Raw genomic sequence first — 17,544 nt, 5'->3', positions numbered from 1 at the left:
GCCCGTTTCTCTTTCTATTTCTTTTTGCGGGCAACCGTAAAAGTTACATGCTCTCCGCTAAACAGATCCCCCTTCGGCAAAACATCTTCGTAAAATTCAACGTTCTCCCATTCGTTTTCAGCCAAAAGTTTTGTCAGGTTCGAATGTCCAAAAAAGTGTGTCCAGAACCGGTAAACATCAACTTTTTCATTCTCATTTACTACCTGATGCTGATATAATATTACCTTCTCCTCCTCATATAAAAACGACTCAGAAAGCGCAAGATAAGGCTCCGGTTTCCAAAAACCCGCATCTGCTACTTCCCAGTTTTTTGGTACTACTTTTTTAGGCAGGTCCTTATCGTTTAATACATCGAAAATAAAGGTGCCTCCCGGTTTTAAAACTCCATGAATAAAACCAAGCAACTTCGTTCTGTCTTCGGGCAGCAAAACACCCAAATCGGTATAAATCAGCAGAACCAGATCGAAGCTTTGATCAGGGAGTTCCAGTTCCAGGTAATTTGCTTGCAGGTAAATAATTTCAAGTCTGTCCTCTTTCACCTTACTTTTTGCGTAAACGATTGAATTTTTAGAGAAGTCGACTCCGGTAACTTTATGGCCTTTTTCTGCCAGCATTGTTGAATATAAACCGGGGCCACAACCCAAATCAAGAATATTCAGTTTTTCTCCACCTGACTTTTCCAAAATCCAGTCCACCGTATTTTTGATGGTTTCCGGTTTGCGACTTGCCAAATCAACATTTTCGTTCAGATGTACTTGCAAAAGTTGTTTCGAGATGTGTTCATCGGTCCACATAACTGCGGTTCCCGGTTCGTAGAGGTTTGGTTTTTGGGTATAAGCTAATAATTTATTGAGTTTCATTTTCTTACAATTTAAAATGTTGGAATGATTTGAATAATAAAAAATGCCACAAGCAGAAGTTTTGCCTGTGCACTATTCAGCTCCGAATGAAGCGCTTTCGATATGTTCTCTCAATAAATGAAGTACGGCAAAGTTAAAAAACTTATTCCACTTAAATCGTAATGACAATGTTAATTAGGATCACGAAGATTTATGCAGGCTAGTTTCACTTCGCAAGGCCTTTCTGGAAGCTTTGTCGACGATTGTAAAGATGCACTCAATTTCATTTTTTAAACGCGCTGGCTGGTGTCCCTGAACTTTAACCATCTCGCAGTTTAAAGCATCAACCACTTTGTAAAACTGTTTATACAGGTCGGCATTTTGCAGCGGTTTCCCGCTTTTTGTACAAAAATCTTTATCTTCCAATCGGCGGCGGCGTTCCACGAGCTGCGTAATATTCTGCGAATCGGTATAAATAAATATTTGCTGACCATCCTGTGGCAATTCTGATAAAGCCCAAAGTAAAGTTTGTAATTCGAGTTTGGCAGATGAGGTATTCTCAAAACGTTTGGTTCGAACAAGCTGTTCTAAGCGATCAGCCGCCAGGTCCTTTTCAGCAAGGAGCAGGCAGGCGCCATATCCAATTTTTGATTGAACATGTACACTTCCATCCGTAAATAAATACAGCTTATCCATTATCTAAGCTACAAAAAATAAGGATCCGATCCGGTTTAGTTAATAACTATTTGGATCGGATCCACTACATATTTTATAAGACTTTTTGAAAAGGACTACTTTTCCTAAGTCGTATTATTCAATTATAAAATCACCCCGATTTCAGCAATTGAGCTGTAAAAATTACGTTGGATTTCGCGTAATGTCGTAATTCTGATATAGCGTACCTTATATGTTTTGTCGAACATTTTCTCCTGACGATCGTCGGAATAACCAAAACGACCATTTTCAACGGCTGTTTCCCAGGTTTTATCATCGACACTTACCTCAAAATTATAGGTCGCAATTCGTCCGTTCCACTGATCCTGTCGCGGCAAATAACTAAAACCTTTCAACTCCAGCGTCTCTCCCAAATCCACTTGTAAAAAGTGTGGTTGCACCAGTTTTTCATCGCTCCAATCCGAGTGCCAGATCGTTTCCGGATTGTTATCAATGGCCATTTCCGGTTCGTTTCCTTTGTAGCTGCAATCGGCTGTGGCAGTCCACTTCTTTTTACTCATTTCAAAATACCGGATTACATGGTTACTATTCATTTTCCCATTAACCTTCGCATAAACAGCTACTTTTCCGCCCTTTTTCAGTTCGAATGGTTTCTTATAGGCTTTAAATTTTTTATCATTCACCGAATAAAAAAGATCAGCATTTTCAGCACTGCTTATTGAAATTACACCGTTATTGTTTTGTTCCAAAACCGGAGCCTGAGCCAATAAAAGTTCGGCAACCGGGTATTTTTCGCTGGCATATTCAAAGATGCTTTTTTGCTGAAGTTGCACCGGAGAATAAGTAACATCGAAACGGTAAATGCCGTTTGTTGCCACATACTGAGGTAAAATTCCAGGGCCGCAAGTGGCCGTTCCCAGACCGGTAACCAGTGCATCGAAATTAACGGTAACAAAATCGGCTTCATCCAACTCGTTCAGGTGCCGTGCTTTTGTTATTTCAGCATCGTCATACGGATAAGCACTGAAATTCATTTCGGTTGATCCACTCAACAAAAATCCGTTTCCTTCCCTATTCGAAACCGAAGCCCAGCGGACACCCGATTGATTGCAATTATCTTGTGGAATAACAATGTTATGATCGTAAAGCTGCTCGGCAGTAGTTGAATAAAAATCGAATTTACCGCCACTCTTACGGTCGGGATACGTAGAAACACCGCCCAATCCATACCAGCTAACTTCATTGTACGAACGTTTCATTTTCATTTGCAAACCCACTTTTGCAACGGCAGCTATCGACTCCGGCAAATTAACTTCGCTTGAGACATTAAAAGTTCCGTCGCCAAAAATATGATACTGCATAACCGCAGAAAATTCGGAAGAAGTGCTTTTTAGAGTTACAGGGTAAATCAGTAGCAGACTTCCATCGGCCTGATTTTTAAGTTCTGGTTTTTGAACTGTTTGCTTCAGTTTGTCCAACCCGGCTTTTTCCCAAATCCGGTAACCGTTGCGGTCGCGAATATCGTTTTCTGTTGGCGGACGAAAAAAGTTTAATCGTGGCCCCTGTTTCATCATTTCTTTTCCGTTGAAAATGTACGATGAAATGATACCTGATTCAGCATCGATTTTTAGCTGGTAGTTTTCACCCAGAACAACATATTCTGTATCGTTTTGCTGAACTGAGATTTCACCTTTGTTTTCAACTGTAGCATAAGCAGCCGATTGTGTTGGCAATACAAACTCTTCCCAGGCCTGTTCGTGCCCGGCTTTTACCAAACCTTTTCTATTTTTGGTGACCAGCGAAAATTTCAGCACATAACTTTGTCCGGCTTTGGGTTGTGGCAATTCGGGTAACGAAATGCTAAAAGCTTTATCAGCCAGTGGTTCTAGATTTAATTCAGAAACCATACCGTGGGCAACAGTACCTTCTGCATTTTTAACCGTCCATACCAGGTTAAACTCATTCAGGTTGGTAAAAAAGTACTTGTTCCGGATGGTAAATTTTCCAGCTATTAAATCATTTGCAGCTATTGAAATATTCTGGTACACCTTTTTTGTTTCCCACAATTGTGGATTCGGCAACCGATCAGGATTTACCAAACCGTTCATACAAAAACTGTTGTCGCTAGGTTTGTTGGTTCCGTAATCACCACCATAAGTGTAATACATTCTTCCTTTCTCATCCACTTCGCGCAATCCCTGGTCAACCCAGTCCCAGATACAACCGCCCTGCAAAGCCGGATACATTTCAATGGCATCCCAGTAATCCTGCAAACCACCGCAACTGTTACCCATTGCATGTGCATACTCGCATTCGATTAATGGGCGATCGGGATTTCCTTTTGCATAATTTATAATTCCCTCAATACTCATGTACATGGGGCAGAAAATATCGGTATGATCTTCCAACCCGGCACGCTCGTACTGCACCGGACGACTTTTATCGCGCTCTTTAATCCAATTATAAGTGGCAACAAAGTTAATACCATCGCCGGCTTCGTTTCCTAACGACCAGGTAACAATACAAGCATGGTTTTTATCGCGTTCCACCATCCGGCGTGTACGATCCAAATGCATTGGCCCCCACTCGGCATGTTTGGCCAAACTTTCTTCGCCATAACCCATTCCATGTGATTCGATGTTCGCTTCATCAATTACATACAATCCGTACAAATCACATAGTGCATAAAACTCAGGATCATCAGGATAGTGACAGGTACGCACCGTATTGATGTTAAATTCCTTCATCAGCTGAATATCTTTTAACATCATTTCGCGGCTGATTACGTGTCCCTCATCCGGATCGTGCTCGTGACGGTTAACTCCTTTAACATACACTGCTTTTCCGTTCACCATAAACTGGCCGTTTTTAATTTCGGCCGTGCGGAAACCAATGTTTTGCGAAAGTGCTTCAACGGTATTTCCCTCAGCATCTTTTAAAACAATCATCAGTTTGTACAGGTTGGGTTGCTCTGCCGACCATTTTTTTGGATTATCAACATTGGCACTAAACTGAAACATTGCCGGCTCTTCTCCTATGGATGAAGTTTCGGAGAGGTCAATTATTTTTTGATCTTTATCCAGGGTTAAAACACTTGCTTCAACCGTATAATCTCCGGCATTGGCTTCGGTATAGTTTTCCACTTCTACTTCCAGAGAAAATGTTCCGTTTTTATAATTCTCGTCCAGGCCGGCAAGTACAAAAAAGTCGCGCACATGAACTTTTGGAGTGGCCTGTAAATATACGTCGCGCTCAATTCCGCTAATTCTCCAAAAATCCTGGCATTCGAGGTAACTCCCGGTACTCCAGCGATACACTTCAAGGGCCAGTGTATTTTCTCCCGGTTTTACAAATTCGGTTAAATCGAACTCGGCCGGAGTTTTTGATCCTTCGCTATACCCCACTTTTTCGCCATTTACCCAAATGTAAAACGCTGATTTTACGGCTCCAAAGTGTATGGAGATCTGGCGATCCTCCCAATTTACAGGAATAGTAAAATTACGTCGGTAACTTCCAACCGGATTGTAAGCAGATGGAATATGTGGCGGATTTGGGCGTTCGTTTGCAATCATCCAAAACGGATACCTTGTATTTACGTATATGGCAGTATCAAAGCCCTGGCGTTCCCAGTTTGCCGGCACCTTTATGTCGGCCCAGCTACTTACATCATAATCGGTTTTGTAAAAATCAACGGGACGGCCTTCGGGATTTGAGGCAATATTAAATTTCCAAATGCCATTTAACGACTGAAAATAAGCCGACTCATTCTTATTATTGTCCCACGCCAATCTTTCACTTTCAAAAGGGAAAAAGCTGGCATGTGGATCGGTGCGATTAATATTAAGAACCGCCGGGTCTTCCCATTCTTTTATGTCCTGAGAAAAAACGGACGAATACACTAATACGAATAAAAATAGTAAACTGAAATTTTTTAACATGATATGTGGTTTAATTAATTTCTCTATTTAGCAAGACACATAAATTGTCGGTTTAACCTAAGCGAATGAAATGTTTTTTGCTCATAATTTGCTGAATATAACCCAAACCTCTTCAGCCTTTACAGTTATAAACCAAAAACATTCGAGAAATAAAGATAATTTGAGATACAGTAATTATTAACACCTGTAAAGCATAATCCGAACAGGATTTTTCGATATGCGATTTAAGTAAATGAAGTGAAACAAAATTGAATTGTAAATATTTAATCATAAGTCAATACATAAAAAAACATACAGAATTAAATATACACATTAGTTTCATTTTCAAATAGATACTTTTTAGTCCTGTTATACAAAAATCCCTAATTTCATGCACCTTTTAGTGCATTCTAAATTAGCACCTTAGCTAAACATTTCTGACTTATATTCGTTTTATTTGCGACTGATTAACAAGAATCGTTTATGTATTTAGAAAAGGAAAAACCGGCAACAAAGAACCAAATATCTGCAAAAGAAGCACTTCAGGATTACTACATTGCGCGATTAAGTCGCGAATTAAGTATAATGGGGCGCCGTGAGGTACATAACGGACGTGCGCACTTTGGTATTTTTGGCGATGGAAAAGAAATTGCCCAGATTGCTTACGCCAAGAATTTCAAAAAAGGCGATTGGCGCTCTGGGTATTACCGCGACCAGACCTTTATGCTGGCGCTGGAATTGTTGGAACCGGAGGAGTTTTTTGCCATGATTTACGGCGATACCGACGACGAAATTAATCCCTCTACCGGAGGACGAAATTTCAATAATCATTTTAGCACAAGAAACATAAGCGATTCGGGAGAAATAAAAGATCTTGCTGATCAGTTCAATTCTGCTTCCGATATTTCATCAACAGGAGGTCAGATGCCACGTTTGCTGGGTTTGGCACAAGCCAGTAAAATGGTTCGGCAACAACCCGAATTGAAAAAGCAACTGAACAACAATGTTACCGGAAACGAAGTGGCGTTTGGCAGTATTGGCGATGCCAGTACAAGCGAAGGAATTTTCTTTGAAACGATAAATGCAGCCGGAGTGCTGCAGGTTCCGCTTGCCATTGCAGTTTATGACGATGGTTTTGGAATTAGCGTGCCGATTGAGCTGCAAACAACAAAATCAAGTATTTCGGAAGCACTGAAAGGTTTTGCCAAAGAAAAAGGCAGCAACGGTGTCGACATTTATAAATGTAAAGGCTGGAGCTACCCTGATCTGGTAAAAACATTCAAAGAAGGAATTGACAATTGCCGGAAAAATCAGTCGCCGGTGGTTTTCCACATCAACGAAGTTACACAGCCACAGGGGCACTCTACATCGGGTTCGCACGAACGATACAAAACAAAAGAACGCCTGGAGTGGGAAAAAGAGTACGACGGCGTTAACCAAATGCGCAAATGGATGCTCGAATCAGGAATTGCCGATGAAGATATGTTGGATGAGATTGAAAAATCGGCACAAAAACGAGCTAAAGAAGCCCGCAAAAAAGCATGGAACAATTATACCGAAGGATACCAGAATGAGCGAACTGAGTTGATCAAAATTCTGAAAAGAATAGATAAACGCAGTGAATTGCAAAGTTTACGACGGTTTGAAAAAGTAACCGATAAGATTTTCCCAACCCGAAGATCGCACCTTAGTTTTGCAAAAAGACTAAAACTCGAACTTCATACCATGCCGGAGCTGGAAGATGAACGCGACATTTTGAAAGAATGGATCAGTCGTTTTGAAGAACGCACGGCCGGTTTTTATAATGGAGAATTATACCGCACCGGACCCGACGCTGCGTTGAATGTAAAAGCAGTTGAAGTAGAATACGATGAGAACTCTGCCGATGTAAACGGCTCGGTGGTTGTAAATAAAAACTTTGATGCCCTGTTTAGCAAATACCCGAACCTGGTAACTTTTGGCGAAGACACCGGAAAACTGGGCGATGTAAACCAGGGGATGAAAGGCATGCAGGAGAAATACGGCAAAGTTCGTGTTGACGATGCCGGTATTCGTGAGGCTACCATCATTGGACAAGGAATTGGTTTGGCGATGCGTGGTTTCCGCCCGATTGCCGAAATTCAATACCTCGACTACCTGATTTATGCACAGTCGCAGTTAAGCGACGACTTGGCTACTTTGCAATACCGCACCAAAGGCCGCCAGGCTGCACCGCTGATTGTGCGTACCCGTGGTCATCAGTTACAGGGAATCTGGCATGCCGGATCGCCTATGCAAATGCTTTTGGGATCGATGCGTGGCATGTACCTCTGTGTTCCCCGCAACCTGACACAAGCTGCAGGTTTTTACAATACGTTATTGGAAGGTAACGACCCGGCGCTGGTTATTGAGCCGCTAAAAGGTTATAACGTTAAGGAAAAACTTCCGGCCAACCATGGCGAATACAAAATCCCGCTTGGTGTACCTGAAATTATGCAGGAGGGAACGGATGTAACCGTTGTAACTTACGCATGGAACGTACATCATGCAGTGAAAGCAGCCAAACTGTTGCAGGATTTTAAAGGTATCTCAATCGAAGTAATCGATGTGCAAACTCTGATGCCTTTTGATGTTAATCATGTCATTCTGGAATCCATCAAAAAAACAGGAAAAGTAATTTTTATGGACGAAGATGTGCCCGGAGGAGGAACGGCATATATGATGCAAAAAGTTATCGAAGAACAAAAAGCATTCGATTATTTAGACACCGCACCACGAACACTTTCGGCACAGGAACACCGTCCGGCCTATGGTATCGATGGCGAATATTTCTCAAAACCAAACGTAGAGTTGCTTTTCAAAAATGTTTACGAAATGATGCACGAAGTGGAACCTGATCGTTTTCCGGAGCTATAGTTTTTTCAGAATGATTTTCTGATTGTCGGCATCGTATATATTCTTCATATATTCTACAAAAGCAGCATATTTTTCGGGCTGAAAAGTACCGGCATTGATCTCATTCATTCGAATGTAGGAGAGCGTACGTCCATTAGCTTCTAAAGAATACTGATAACTACCAAAGTCAGATGTGATAGTGGTTCCTCCCGGAAGATATTCTATTTCGTATCCTTCGGGTAGCTGAATCTCAACCTTGTCGATATCGCGATATGACAGGTTCATACGAAAAGGATATGTTCTGTTCTTCTCCCGCCTTGGAGTAGATGATGACTGATTTATGATATTAACAGGCATAAAAAAACGATCACCCATTTTGGCAGCGAATCTGGCAACATCTATTTCCCTGATACGTGTGGCTGAAGGAACTTCAGATTGATTGGAACGATATACGATATTTTTGTACACGGCTCCGGTAATGTCTCCTTCTTTTAATTCATCTTCAATCTGTTCTTCGGTTGTTTTTCTTAACTGATCTTCAATAAACTCATATTGTAAACCGCTATAGACAACGGTATCATTTACAACAGCATTTCCCTGTGCATCTAATACAATCGAAACGGACGATTTCCACAGGTTGTCGTTTTGATTGAATTTTGGGGTGTGGATTAAACGACTGTTATCTTTATCGACCAGCAGCACCATACGATCAGCAGTAAAACTTCCTAAAAAGCCGAAGGGAGAAAACTGGCTGGTACATTCAAGAAATACCGTATCCGATTCAAGCGGAACGCACAATATAACATGATTGAAATCCTGCGACGGAAAGTCAGGTACAATTTTCTCTGCCGTACGGCCGGCATTAACAAGGGTATAATAAGAATTTATTCCAACCGCCTCCAACATTGCACGCATATAATTTACCAGGGCTTTACAATCACCATACTTCACCTCATCAACTTTTTCAGCTGAAAGGGGTTCAAAACCGCCTATGCCCAACTGAACACTTACATAACGCGTTTCTTCCTGCAGGTATTTATAAATCGCTTTCACTTTATCCAAGGTATTATCTTCTCCTTTTACAAGCTCTTTCAGAAAAAGTATTCGTTCTTCAGGCAATGTTGTTTTATCTTCTATCAATTCCCATATCCACTGGCCGTAACTTTCCCAGGTCGATAAATCACCATCCGTTCCAAAATAGGAGAATTCTGTTGGTGCAATACTAATAGCTGGAACATGCTCATAAATCGGAATTGCATAAGATTCTCTTTCAATGGCAAGTTGATTCTTTAGTTGCCACGAATACTGAACATCATCATCTACCCCTCCATTTTTTTCTATCGATTCAATATTATTTTCCCGAATGCGAACCTGCATATCATCGTGCAAACTTATCGAATAGCTGGCCTGTTCGATTGATTTATAATAGCCATCAACGGGTGTCCAATCGTAATAGTCTACAACCCCGTTAAGATCTATCGTATACTCGTACATCACGGTGTAAGGATAAGAACTGAAATTTGGAGTTATTCGTTTGAAACGTGCATCGCTATACAAAGAAAATCCATCGAAATAACGCTGATCGTAGATTTCAGTGTTTTTAAACTTCTTTACAAACGATCCATTTTTATCATAAACAATTGCCTCTTTAATATTCACAGTTCTATTTGAGTCATATGGAATATAGAGCACCCCTTCGCTTTCTCCGTTTTCGTTTAACACAGTTATAACCTCCTTAACTTTATAACTCACTTTCTTTGTGGAGTATATTTCAAGTAAGATTTTGCTCTCGCGAACTACGGCGTTTGAATTCAGCAACAAAATCGGATTTATATCTGAAACCGGATAGAAAGATTCTTTTGCATCAAGTGAAAGACTCGAACATACAATAATCAGTATTAAAAAGTAGTGCTTTAAGCTCATTAGTTTTCGAATTATTTAACAGAACAAATTGAAGCCCCGGACAAGCGTTAATTTAAATTCAGCATTTAACGCCAACGGCTTTCATTAAATCTTCCTCAGAACAATCTGCTGACTCTGTTTTTCGATAATATGATTAAATAACTCTTTTAACGCCGCATAATCCTCGGCCTGAAATACCGGCTGATTTATCGCGAAGTTGGAAATGACCTGTAACTGCTTATCATTGATTTTCTGAACTGAAAACAAATAAGATGCTTTCGATCCGGGCAATATTGCATTAAATGTTTCAGGTATCTCTTCAACCACATAACCTTCGGGTAAATTGAATATTACCATTTCACTTTCCTTAAAGTTAAATCCAAAATCAACCGGATATTTTCGTTCTGCCAGCTTAAAAGGATTTTCGTCGGTTGCATTGGCAATTAAAGGAGTAATATAAATCATGTCACCTGCAGATATGCTCTTATTAGTAAGACTAACTTCCAATTTCTCGGTTATGCGATTTCTGAGTTCGTTCACCCCATCAACCTCGTGCTCTTCAATATCCCAGTCAAGATTGCTGTCAGCAAAATCTTCAATATACTTTTCCACATTCGCAAACTCTCCAACTTCAGTTCTGAATGCCTGAGCTGCGTACCCCAATCTTGCGATAGATACCGAACCCGACAACTTACCATCCTCTGATATTTGAATAGTTGACACAAATTGAGAATTGGCATTTCCCAGCTTGTAAAGATTTACCCACTCCGGTTCTGCACCGCCAACAATTAAACCATTACCATTAAGACACTGGTAAGGCAACTCATTTATTGTGCAATCTTTGTCAGCTGCATCTAATAGTAACGGTTTACCATTTATCTCGGCAACCAAAACCACATAGTTAAATGAAGTTACCGTTGGATATAAGAACATTCCATTAGACCGTGTACTTAGCACCATTGGTTTTACTGAGAATCCGGCGTTTCTTAAATAGGCAGACAAAAGGAAATTAATATCGGCAACATTTCCATTCTTATCTGAAACAGTTTTACGAAGTCCTTTTGAATAGATCGAATTTCTGCCTGTAAATTTATAGTTAGAGCGTACGTGGTTATAAAGAATAGCAACTTTCTCCACATCGTCTGTTATTCCCGATAGTAGTTTATTGGTTTCATCTTCCAGAAAGTTTGCATTTCCAAATACAATCCTACCGAAATCTTCATCTTCTTTTAAGTTTTTATTGATCGACTCCCACGACTCGGAATAAGTAAAAAGCTTTTCACCCGGAAACTGAACAGATTGTAATTCAAATTGAACCTGCTGGATATAATTATCTACTGTTGAAATATAGGCTTCTTTTTCGAAAGCAGGCATATCCTCTGCAATCCAATGGTATCTGTTATTGGAAAAAGCCAGTGTACTTTGGTCATACTGCGTGTTATTCATGAGCCCGGGAGTCTGTAAATCTGCTGCGGAACTTGTTTTATAGGTTATCACCTGAGATACAGGATACGAATCTTCTTCAAATATTGCATACTTTTCGAAACCTAATGTAAACTTTCTGTATCTGAAATATTCAGGAACTTTCACCATGTACTCGCTATAAACTGTAGGAATACTGTGTTGAAACATCCATGGCCGCATATTTCGAACAAAGGCCTTACAATCAATGGAGTATTTTAAATCGATAACCGAACCAACCTTTACGTTTGGCATGGAAAAAGTTTCCTGTTTGTAATATTTATTTACATCATCCAGATGAACATCTTTATTACTCAACTCAGTCTTTTCAATTTTTCCATCTTCCAGATTAAAAGTTATTGCCTTTAATCCATTTACCTCCTCCTCGTGCATACCATCTTTACTAAGTCCGATTTGGAAATCAGCATATTCAACACCCTCCTTTTTTAAAATTTTAATTCGCCGGTGTACCGAAAATACCAGTCTCCAGCCAACAGCTTGGTTGTACTCTATTTCACTCTCGCCATACTCATACAACACTACAGCAACCGCCGTAGTGTCTTTTTCATAAAGAGTCATTTCCAGATCCTCTTTATCGATCTTTCCAAACTTGATTTTATTCTCGTTACAATTGGCAGATAAAATGATTAGAAGAAACAAGGGTAACAATAGTAAAGACTTCATAAGTTTAAAGTTTTGGTTTTTAAGATTAGACTAATTATGCTAACAAAGTTTACGAAAAAAAGAAACATTTCATAAAATCGGTCTATTTTCTTGAAGTTTATGAAAAATGTTGTTAAACATAAACATCGGTAATACCTGAAACCTTCTTGCTGAAATTTCTGAAAAGTTGATGAAATGAAGAACGAGGTGAAACCCGATCGTTTTCCTGAACATTAAGAATTTTACTTTCGAACCATTTCGCTACATGACAAGATTCACCCCCACGTTTCAAAATTTGATTAATTTTGCAGCATCGGGAATGTCCTGATCTTTTTTTGTTTTTAATATTGCATACCTAATTCAACAAAATGAACCGATTTCTTTTAATTGTAAACGCATTTTTTGCGTTCATCTTATTATCGTGCTCGCAGGCACCAAAACCTGAAGATTTTTCAGCTTATGTAGATCCGTATATCGGCAGCGATTATCACGGACATGTTTTTGTAGGAGCCAACATTCCTTTTGGTGCCGTTCAGCTTGGGCCAAACAATGCACAGGAAACCTGGGACTGGTGCTCGGGCTATCATTATTCCGATTCTGTACTGATCGGATTTGCGCATACCCACTTGAGTGGAACAGGTATTGGCGATCTTGGTGATTTGCTTTTTATGCCCGTTTCAGATGATTTCAATTACGAGCAGGCATCAAACGATGCGTACCCATGGAGTGCCCTTTACTCCCACGACGACGAACAGGTTAGCCCCGGATATTACTCCATTAATATCAATAAATACAATGTTCAGGCTGAACTAACTGCCACCGAACGTGTAGGTTTTCACCGATACATCTTTAACGCTTCGGGCAATTCGAAATTAATTATCGACCTGGCTTACGGAACAGGCTGGGATGCACTTACCAAAGCCGATCTTCAAAAGGAAGGCGACAATAGAATTAGCGGATTTCGCTATTCAAAAGGATGGGCAGCAGACCAAAAAATTTATTTCCATACCGAATTTTCGAAACCCATTAAAACTCTGGAAATACTGCGACAAAACGACAAAGGAATTAACACCGTTGAAATTGAATTTGATGGTAACGGTGAATTGCTCGTAAAAACTGCAATTTCTCCGGTTAGCACCGATGGCGCAAAAAACAACCTAAACGCCGAATTGGCCCAGTGGGATTTTGAAGCCACAAAAGCACAAGCCCGCACCAATTGGAATACCGAACTGGGAAAAATAAAAATTGGAAATACTGATCCATCAACTAAAACTACCTTTTACACCGCTTTGTATCACACTATGATAGCACCATCGTTGTTCGATGATGTTAACGGCGATTACCGCGGAGCCGATGGTAAAAACTATACCGATCCGGGTTTCGATACCTACACCACTTTTTCGTTGTGGGATACCTACCGCGCAGCACATCCGCTGTTTACACTGGTACATCAGGATCGTGTTGACGATATGGTAAGTACAATGCTTGCAATTTACGATCAGCAGGGCAAACTTCCGGTGTGGCACCTGCACGGCAACGAAACCAATACAATGGTGGGCAACCACGCCATTCCGGTAATTGCCGATGCTTTACTGAAAGGATACACTGGTTTTGATGCAGAAAAAGCTTTTAAAGCCGTAAAAGCAACCATGCTGATGGATGAGCGCGGCCTGAACTTTATAAAAGAGAAAGGTTACATTCCGGCTGATTCAACAGTTGAATCGGTTGCAATGGCACTGGAATATGCTATCGACGACTGGTGTGTGGCTGCTATGGCAAAGAAACTGGGAAAAACAGAAGACTTTGAATTATTCTCAAAACGAGCAAAATATTACGAAAAATATTTCAATAAGGAAACCGGTTTTATGCGAGGTAGAATTGCCGATGACAGCTGGCGTACTCCTTTTAACCCGGTACATTCGGAGCATCGTGCCGACGATTTTTGCGAAGGAAATGCCTGGCAATACACCTGGCTGGTTCCGCACGATATTAACGGATTGATTAATCTTTTCGAAAGCGAAACTGCTTTTACAGAAAAACTGGATGAGCTTTTTACTACCGAAGAAACCTTAAACGAAGGCGCATCAAACGACATTTCAGGTTTGATTGGCATGTACGCACACGGAAACGAACCGGGGCACCACATCCCTTATATGTACGCGTTTGCAGGTCAGCAATGGAAAACGGCCGAAAAAGTTAATTTCATTATGAATGAAATGTATACCGACCAACCCGACGGACTTTGCGGAAACGAAGACTGCGGACAAATGTCGGCGTGGTATGTATTATCGTCGATGGGCTTCTACCCGGTTAATCCGGCCAATGGTGTTTATGTTTTGGGCAGTCCGCTGTTTGAATCGGCTACTATTGAATTACCGGGCGAGAAAACATTTGAGGTAAAAGCTAAAAACCTGAATAAGACAAATATTTATATCGATTCGGTTACACTGAATGGCGAGCCTTATACAAAAAGCTATATCACACACACAGATGTTGTTAATGGTGGAGTGTTGGAATTTACTATGGCTGCAGAACCTAATAAAGAATTTGGTCAAGCTGCAGACAGCCGTCCAAAATCAGGCTATGAATAGCAGGTTTGAACAAAATAATTATATTTTTGCGCCTTATTTATACCTATACAACAACTTAATAAACTCACTACCATGAAGTATTTTTTATTGTTTTGCCTAGGCGCAATTCTATTTAGCTGCACTTCAAAAGTCAGCATACAATCAACGACCACGCCAGTAAATCTGGTGGATCTGGTAAACCCGTTAATGGGTACCGATTCGGAATTTAAACTTTCTAACGGAAACACCTACCCTGCCATTGCCCGTCCGTGGGGAATGAATTTCTGGACACCGCAAACCAGCAAAATGGGCGACGGCTGGGGCTACACCTACGATTCATATAAAATTCAGGGGTTTAAACAGACCCATCAGCCAAGCCCGTGGATTAATGATTACGCTGCATTTTCGTTGATGCCGGTTACCGGAGAATTGAAATTTAAAGGCGCTGAACGTGCATCATGGTTTTCGCACAAAGCCGAAGTCGCCCAACCGCACTACTACAAAGTGTACCTGGCCGATTACGATGTTACTACCGAGTTCACGCCAACCGACCGCGCAGTGTCGTTCCGTTTTACATTTCCGGAAAATGACGAATCGTACATTCTTTTGGATGCTTTCGATGGCGGATCAATGGTGAAGATCATTCCTGAAGAACGCAAAATTGTTGGTTACTGCCAGAACAATCACGGCGGTGTACCTGCCAATTTCAAGAACTTCTTTGTAGCCGTTTTCGATAAAGATTTTGAGGTGGTAAAAACCTGGAAAGACGATGATTTGCAGGAAACAGCCGAAGCCAAAAGTTTCCATGTTGGCGGTATTGTTGGATTCAAAACAAAAAAAGGTGAAGAAGTGAATGTAAAACTGGCTTCATCGTTTATCAGTGCCGAACAAGCTGAATTGAACCTGAGCAGGGAGATTGGCGACAAATCGTTTGAGGCGATTAAAGCCGAAGGCGAGCAAATATGGGAGAAAGAACTGGGCCGGATTAAAGTAGAAGGTGGCAGCGAAGCCGAACAAAAAACATTCTACTCGTGTCTGTACCGCACATTGCTTTTCCCGCGTAAATTTTACGAATTTGATGCCGACAATAATATCGTACACTACAGTCCGTACAACGGCGAAGTATTGCCCGGATATATGTTTACCGACAATGGTTTCTGGGACACGTTCCGAGCCGTATTCCCGTTTTTTACGCTCATGTATCCTGATCTGAACAGCCAGATCATGGAAGGCCTTGTTAATACTTACAAAGAAAGTGGCTGGCTGCCGGAATGGGCAAGTCCGGGTCACCGTGGATGTATGATCGGCTCTAACTCGGCATCATTGATTGCCGATTCGTACCTAAAAGGAATCCGTGGTTACGACATTGAAACTTTGTACGAAGCCATGATAAAAAACACCAACGGTTATATGGAGCAGATTCATTCTGTTGGCCGTTATGGAGCAGATTATTACAACGAGCTGGGTTATGTGCCCTACAACGTTGGCATTAACGAAAATACTGCCCGTACGCTGGAATATGCTTATGCCGATTACTGCATTTGGAAACTGGCGCAGGAACTGGGAAAACCACAGGAAGAGATTGACCTGTTTAAACAACGTGCCCGCAATTTCCACAATGTTTACGATGCCGAAAGCAAACTTATGCGCGGTAAAAATGAAGATGGTACTTTCCAGTCGCCATTCAGCCCGTACAAATGGGGCGATGCTTTTACCGAAGGAAACAGCTGGCACTATACCTGGAGCGTTTTTCAGGATATTGAAGGCCTGAAACAACTGATGGGCGGAAACGATGAATTTGTGGCAATGCTCGACTCGGTATTTGTTGTTCCACCTATTTTCGACGATTCATATTATGGCGGTACTATTCACGAAATTCGTGAAATGCAGATTGCCGGAATGGGTAACTACGCACACGGCAACCAGCCAATTCAGCACATGATTTACCTATACAATTATTCCGATCAGCCCTGGAAAACACAGGCGCATGTTCGCGAAGTACTAACCAAATTGTACTCTTACCAGGCTGATGGTTATTGTGGCGACGAAGACAATGGCCAGACTTCGGCATGGTATGTTTTCAGTTCAATGGGATTCTATCCTGTTTGTCCTGGAACCGACGAGTACGTGCTGGGATCGCCGCTGTTCAACAAAATTACACTTACACTTGAAAACGGTAATGAGTTTGTAATCGATGCAACGAACAACTCAAAGGAAAACGTTTATGTAAACGATGTGGTGCTGAACGGCGAATCGTACAACAAAAACTTCCTGAAACACGCCACTATTCAAAATGGCGGAGAAATTGTTTTTGACATGGCCAGCCATCCCAACAAATCGCGTGGAACGGAAACAAGCAGTTTCCCCTACTCCATGACTTTTGACGAAAAATAAAACACCAATATTTTCCCGGATGTAGTCTATTACTACTCCGGGAAAATCTATTATAATATGTATCGTTTGCATAAAAGGCCTGTTTATTCAATATCGTGTCCCTTTAACCGCTAGCCATATCCGGCATTATTTCTTGCGATATACACAGAACAAGCAGCGACAGATCAAAGCTTCTTAAAAACCTATTAACCTGAATAAACTTAGAATAAATTCGAACTTGAAAACAAACAAAAAGTAAACACCTGTTAA

At 41.0% G+C, this 17,544-nt stretch carries 8 protein-coding genes; 3 read left to right on the top strand and 5 right to left on the bottom strand.

The window, feature by feature from the left end; genetic code table 11:
- Nucleotides 1–14 precede the first annotated feature (14 nt).
- The 3 genes from G4420_RS20130 to G4420_RS20120 form a co-directional block, all read right to left on the bottom strand.
- The gene (locus G4420_RS20130) at nucleotides 15–860 is read right to left on the bottom strand and encodes a class I SAM-dependent methyltransferase (RefSeq protein ID WP_163325748.1); all 846 of its coding nucleotides are present in this window, start codon (nucleotides 858–860) and stop codon (nucleotides 15–17) included.
- 180 nt (nucleotides 861–1,040) lie between these two features.
- Nucleotides 1,041–1,535, bottom strand: a complete 495-nt coding sequence (locus G4420_RS20125; protein WP_163325747.1) for a ribonuclease HI — start codon at nucleotides 1,533–1,535, stop codon at nucleotides 1,041–1,043.
- A gap of 122 nt (nucleotides 1,536–1,657) precedes the next feature.
- Complete coding sequence (locus tag G4420_RS20120; protein ID WP_163325746.1) at nucleotides 1,658–5,452, bottom strand: glycoside hydrolase family 2 TIM barrel-domain containing protein; 3,795 nt, start codon at nucleotides 5,450–5,452, stop codon at nucleotides 1,658–1,660.
- 462 nt (nucleotides 5,453–5,914) lie between these two features.
- Here G4420_RS20120 and G4420_RS20115 point away from each other — a divergent pair, with 462 nt between their 5' ends.
- The gene (locus tag G4420_RS20115; protein ID WP_163325745.1) at nucleotides 5,915–8,326 is read left to right on the top strand and encodes an alpha-ketoacid dehydrogenase subunit alpha/beta; all 2,412 of its coding nucleotides are present in this window, start codon (nucleotides 5,915–5,917) and stop codon (nucleotides 8,324–8,326) included.
- Here G4420_RS20115 and G4420_RS20110 read toward each other — a convergent pair.
- Together G4420_RS20110 and G4420_RS20105 are read right to left on the bottom strand one after the other, a co-directional pair.
- On the bottom strand, nucleotides 8,321–10,228 hold the full coding sequence (locus G4420_RS20110) for a DUF3857 domain-containing transglutaminase family protein (RefSeq protein WP_163325744.1): 1,908 nt from the start codon (nucleotides 10,226–10,228) through the stop codon (nucleotides 8,321–8,323). The two genes, G4420_RS20115 and G4420_RS20110, sit on opposite strands and share 6 nt — an antisense overlap.
- A gap of 84 nt (nucleotides 10,229–10,312) precedes the next feature.
- Nucleotides 10,313–12,352 carry a DUF3857 domain-containing protein gene (locus G4420_RS20105; protein WP_163325743.1) on the bottom strand — a complete coding sequence of 680 codons (2,040 nt, stop codon included), beginning with the start codon at nucleotides 12,350–12,352 and terminating at the stop codon, nucleotides 10,313–10,315.
- Nucleotides 12,353–12,699: 347 nt separating this feature from the next.
- On the opposite strand from G4420_RS20105, the gene G4420_RS20100 reads away from it, so the two are divergent.
- Both G4420_RS20100 and G4420_RS20095 read left to right on the top strand, forming a co-directional pair.
- Complete coding sequence (locus tag G4420_RS20100; protein WP_163325742.1) at nucleotides 12,700–14,922, top strand: GH92 family glycosyl hydrolase; 2,223 nt, start codon at nucleotides 12,700–12,702, stop codon at nucleotides 14,920–14,922.
- Nucleotides 14,923–14,994: 72 nt separating this feature from the next.
- Entirely contained in the window at nucleotides 14,995–17,295 is a 2,301-nt protein-coding gene (locus tag G4420_RS20095; protein ID WP_163325741.1) for a GH92 family glycosyl hydrolase, read from the top strand.
- Nucleotides 17,296–17,544 lie beyond the last annotated feature (249 nt).

It is taken from the genome of Draconibacterium mangrovi (genome assembly GCF_010586825.1).
Lineage (GTDB): Bacteria > Bacteroidota > Bacteroidia > Bacteroidales > Prolixibacteraceae > Draconibacterium > Draconibacterium mangrovi.
This window is presented reverse-complemented; position numbering and strand designations above follow the sequence as displayed.

Bases quoted from the DNA above. Each gene is read 5' to 3' on its own strand.
- G4420_RS20115 (WP_163325745.1), top strand. From the start codon at position 5,915: ATGTATTTAGAAAAGGAAAAACCGGCAACAAAGAACCAAATATCTGCA.
- G4420_RS20095 (WP_163325741.1), top strand. From the start codon at position 14,995: ATGAAGTATTTTTTATTGTTTTGCCTAGGCGCAATTCTATTTAGCTGC.
- G4420_RS20100 (WP_163325742.1), top strand. From the start codon at position 12,700: ATGAACCGATTTCTTTTAATTGTAAACGCATTTTTTGCGTTCATCTTA.
- G4420_RS20125 (WP_163325747.1), bottom strand. From the start codon at position 1,535: ATGGATAAGCTGTATTTATTTACGGATGGAAGTGTACATGTTCAATCA.
- G4420_RS20105 (WP_163325743.1), bottom strand. From the start codon at position 12,352: ATGAAGTCTTTACTATTGTTACCCTTGTTTCTTCTAATCATTTTATCT.
- G4420_RS20120 (WP_163325746.1), bottom strand. From the start codon at position 5,452: ATGTTAAAAAATTTCAGTTTACTATTTTTATTCGTATTAGTGTATTCG.
- G4420_RS20110 (WP_163325744.1), bottom strand. From the start codon at position 10,228: ATGAGCTTAAAGCACTACTTTTTAATACTGATTATTGTATGTTCGAGT.
- G4420_RS20130 (WP_163325748.1), bottom strand. From the start codon at position 860: ATGAAACTCAATAAATTATTAGCTTATACCCAAAAACCAAACCTCTAC.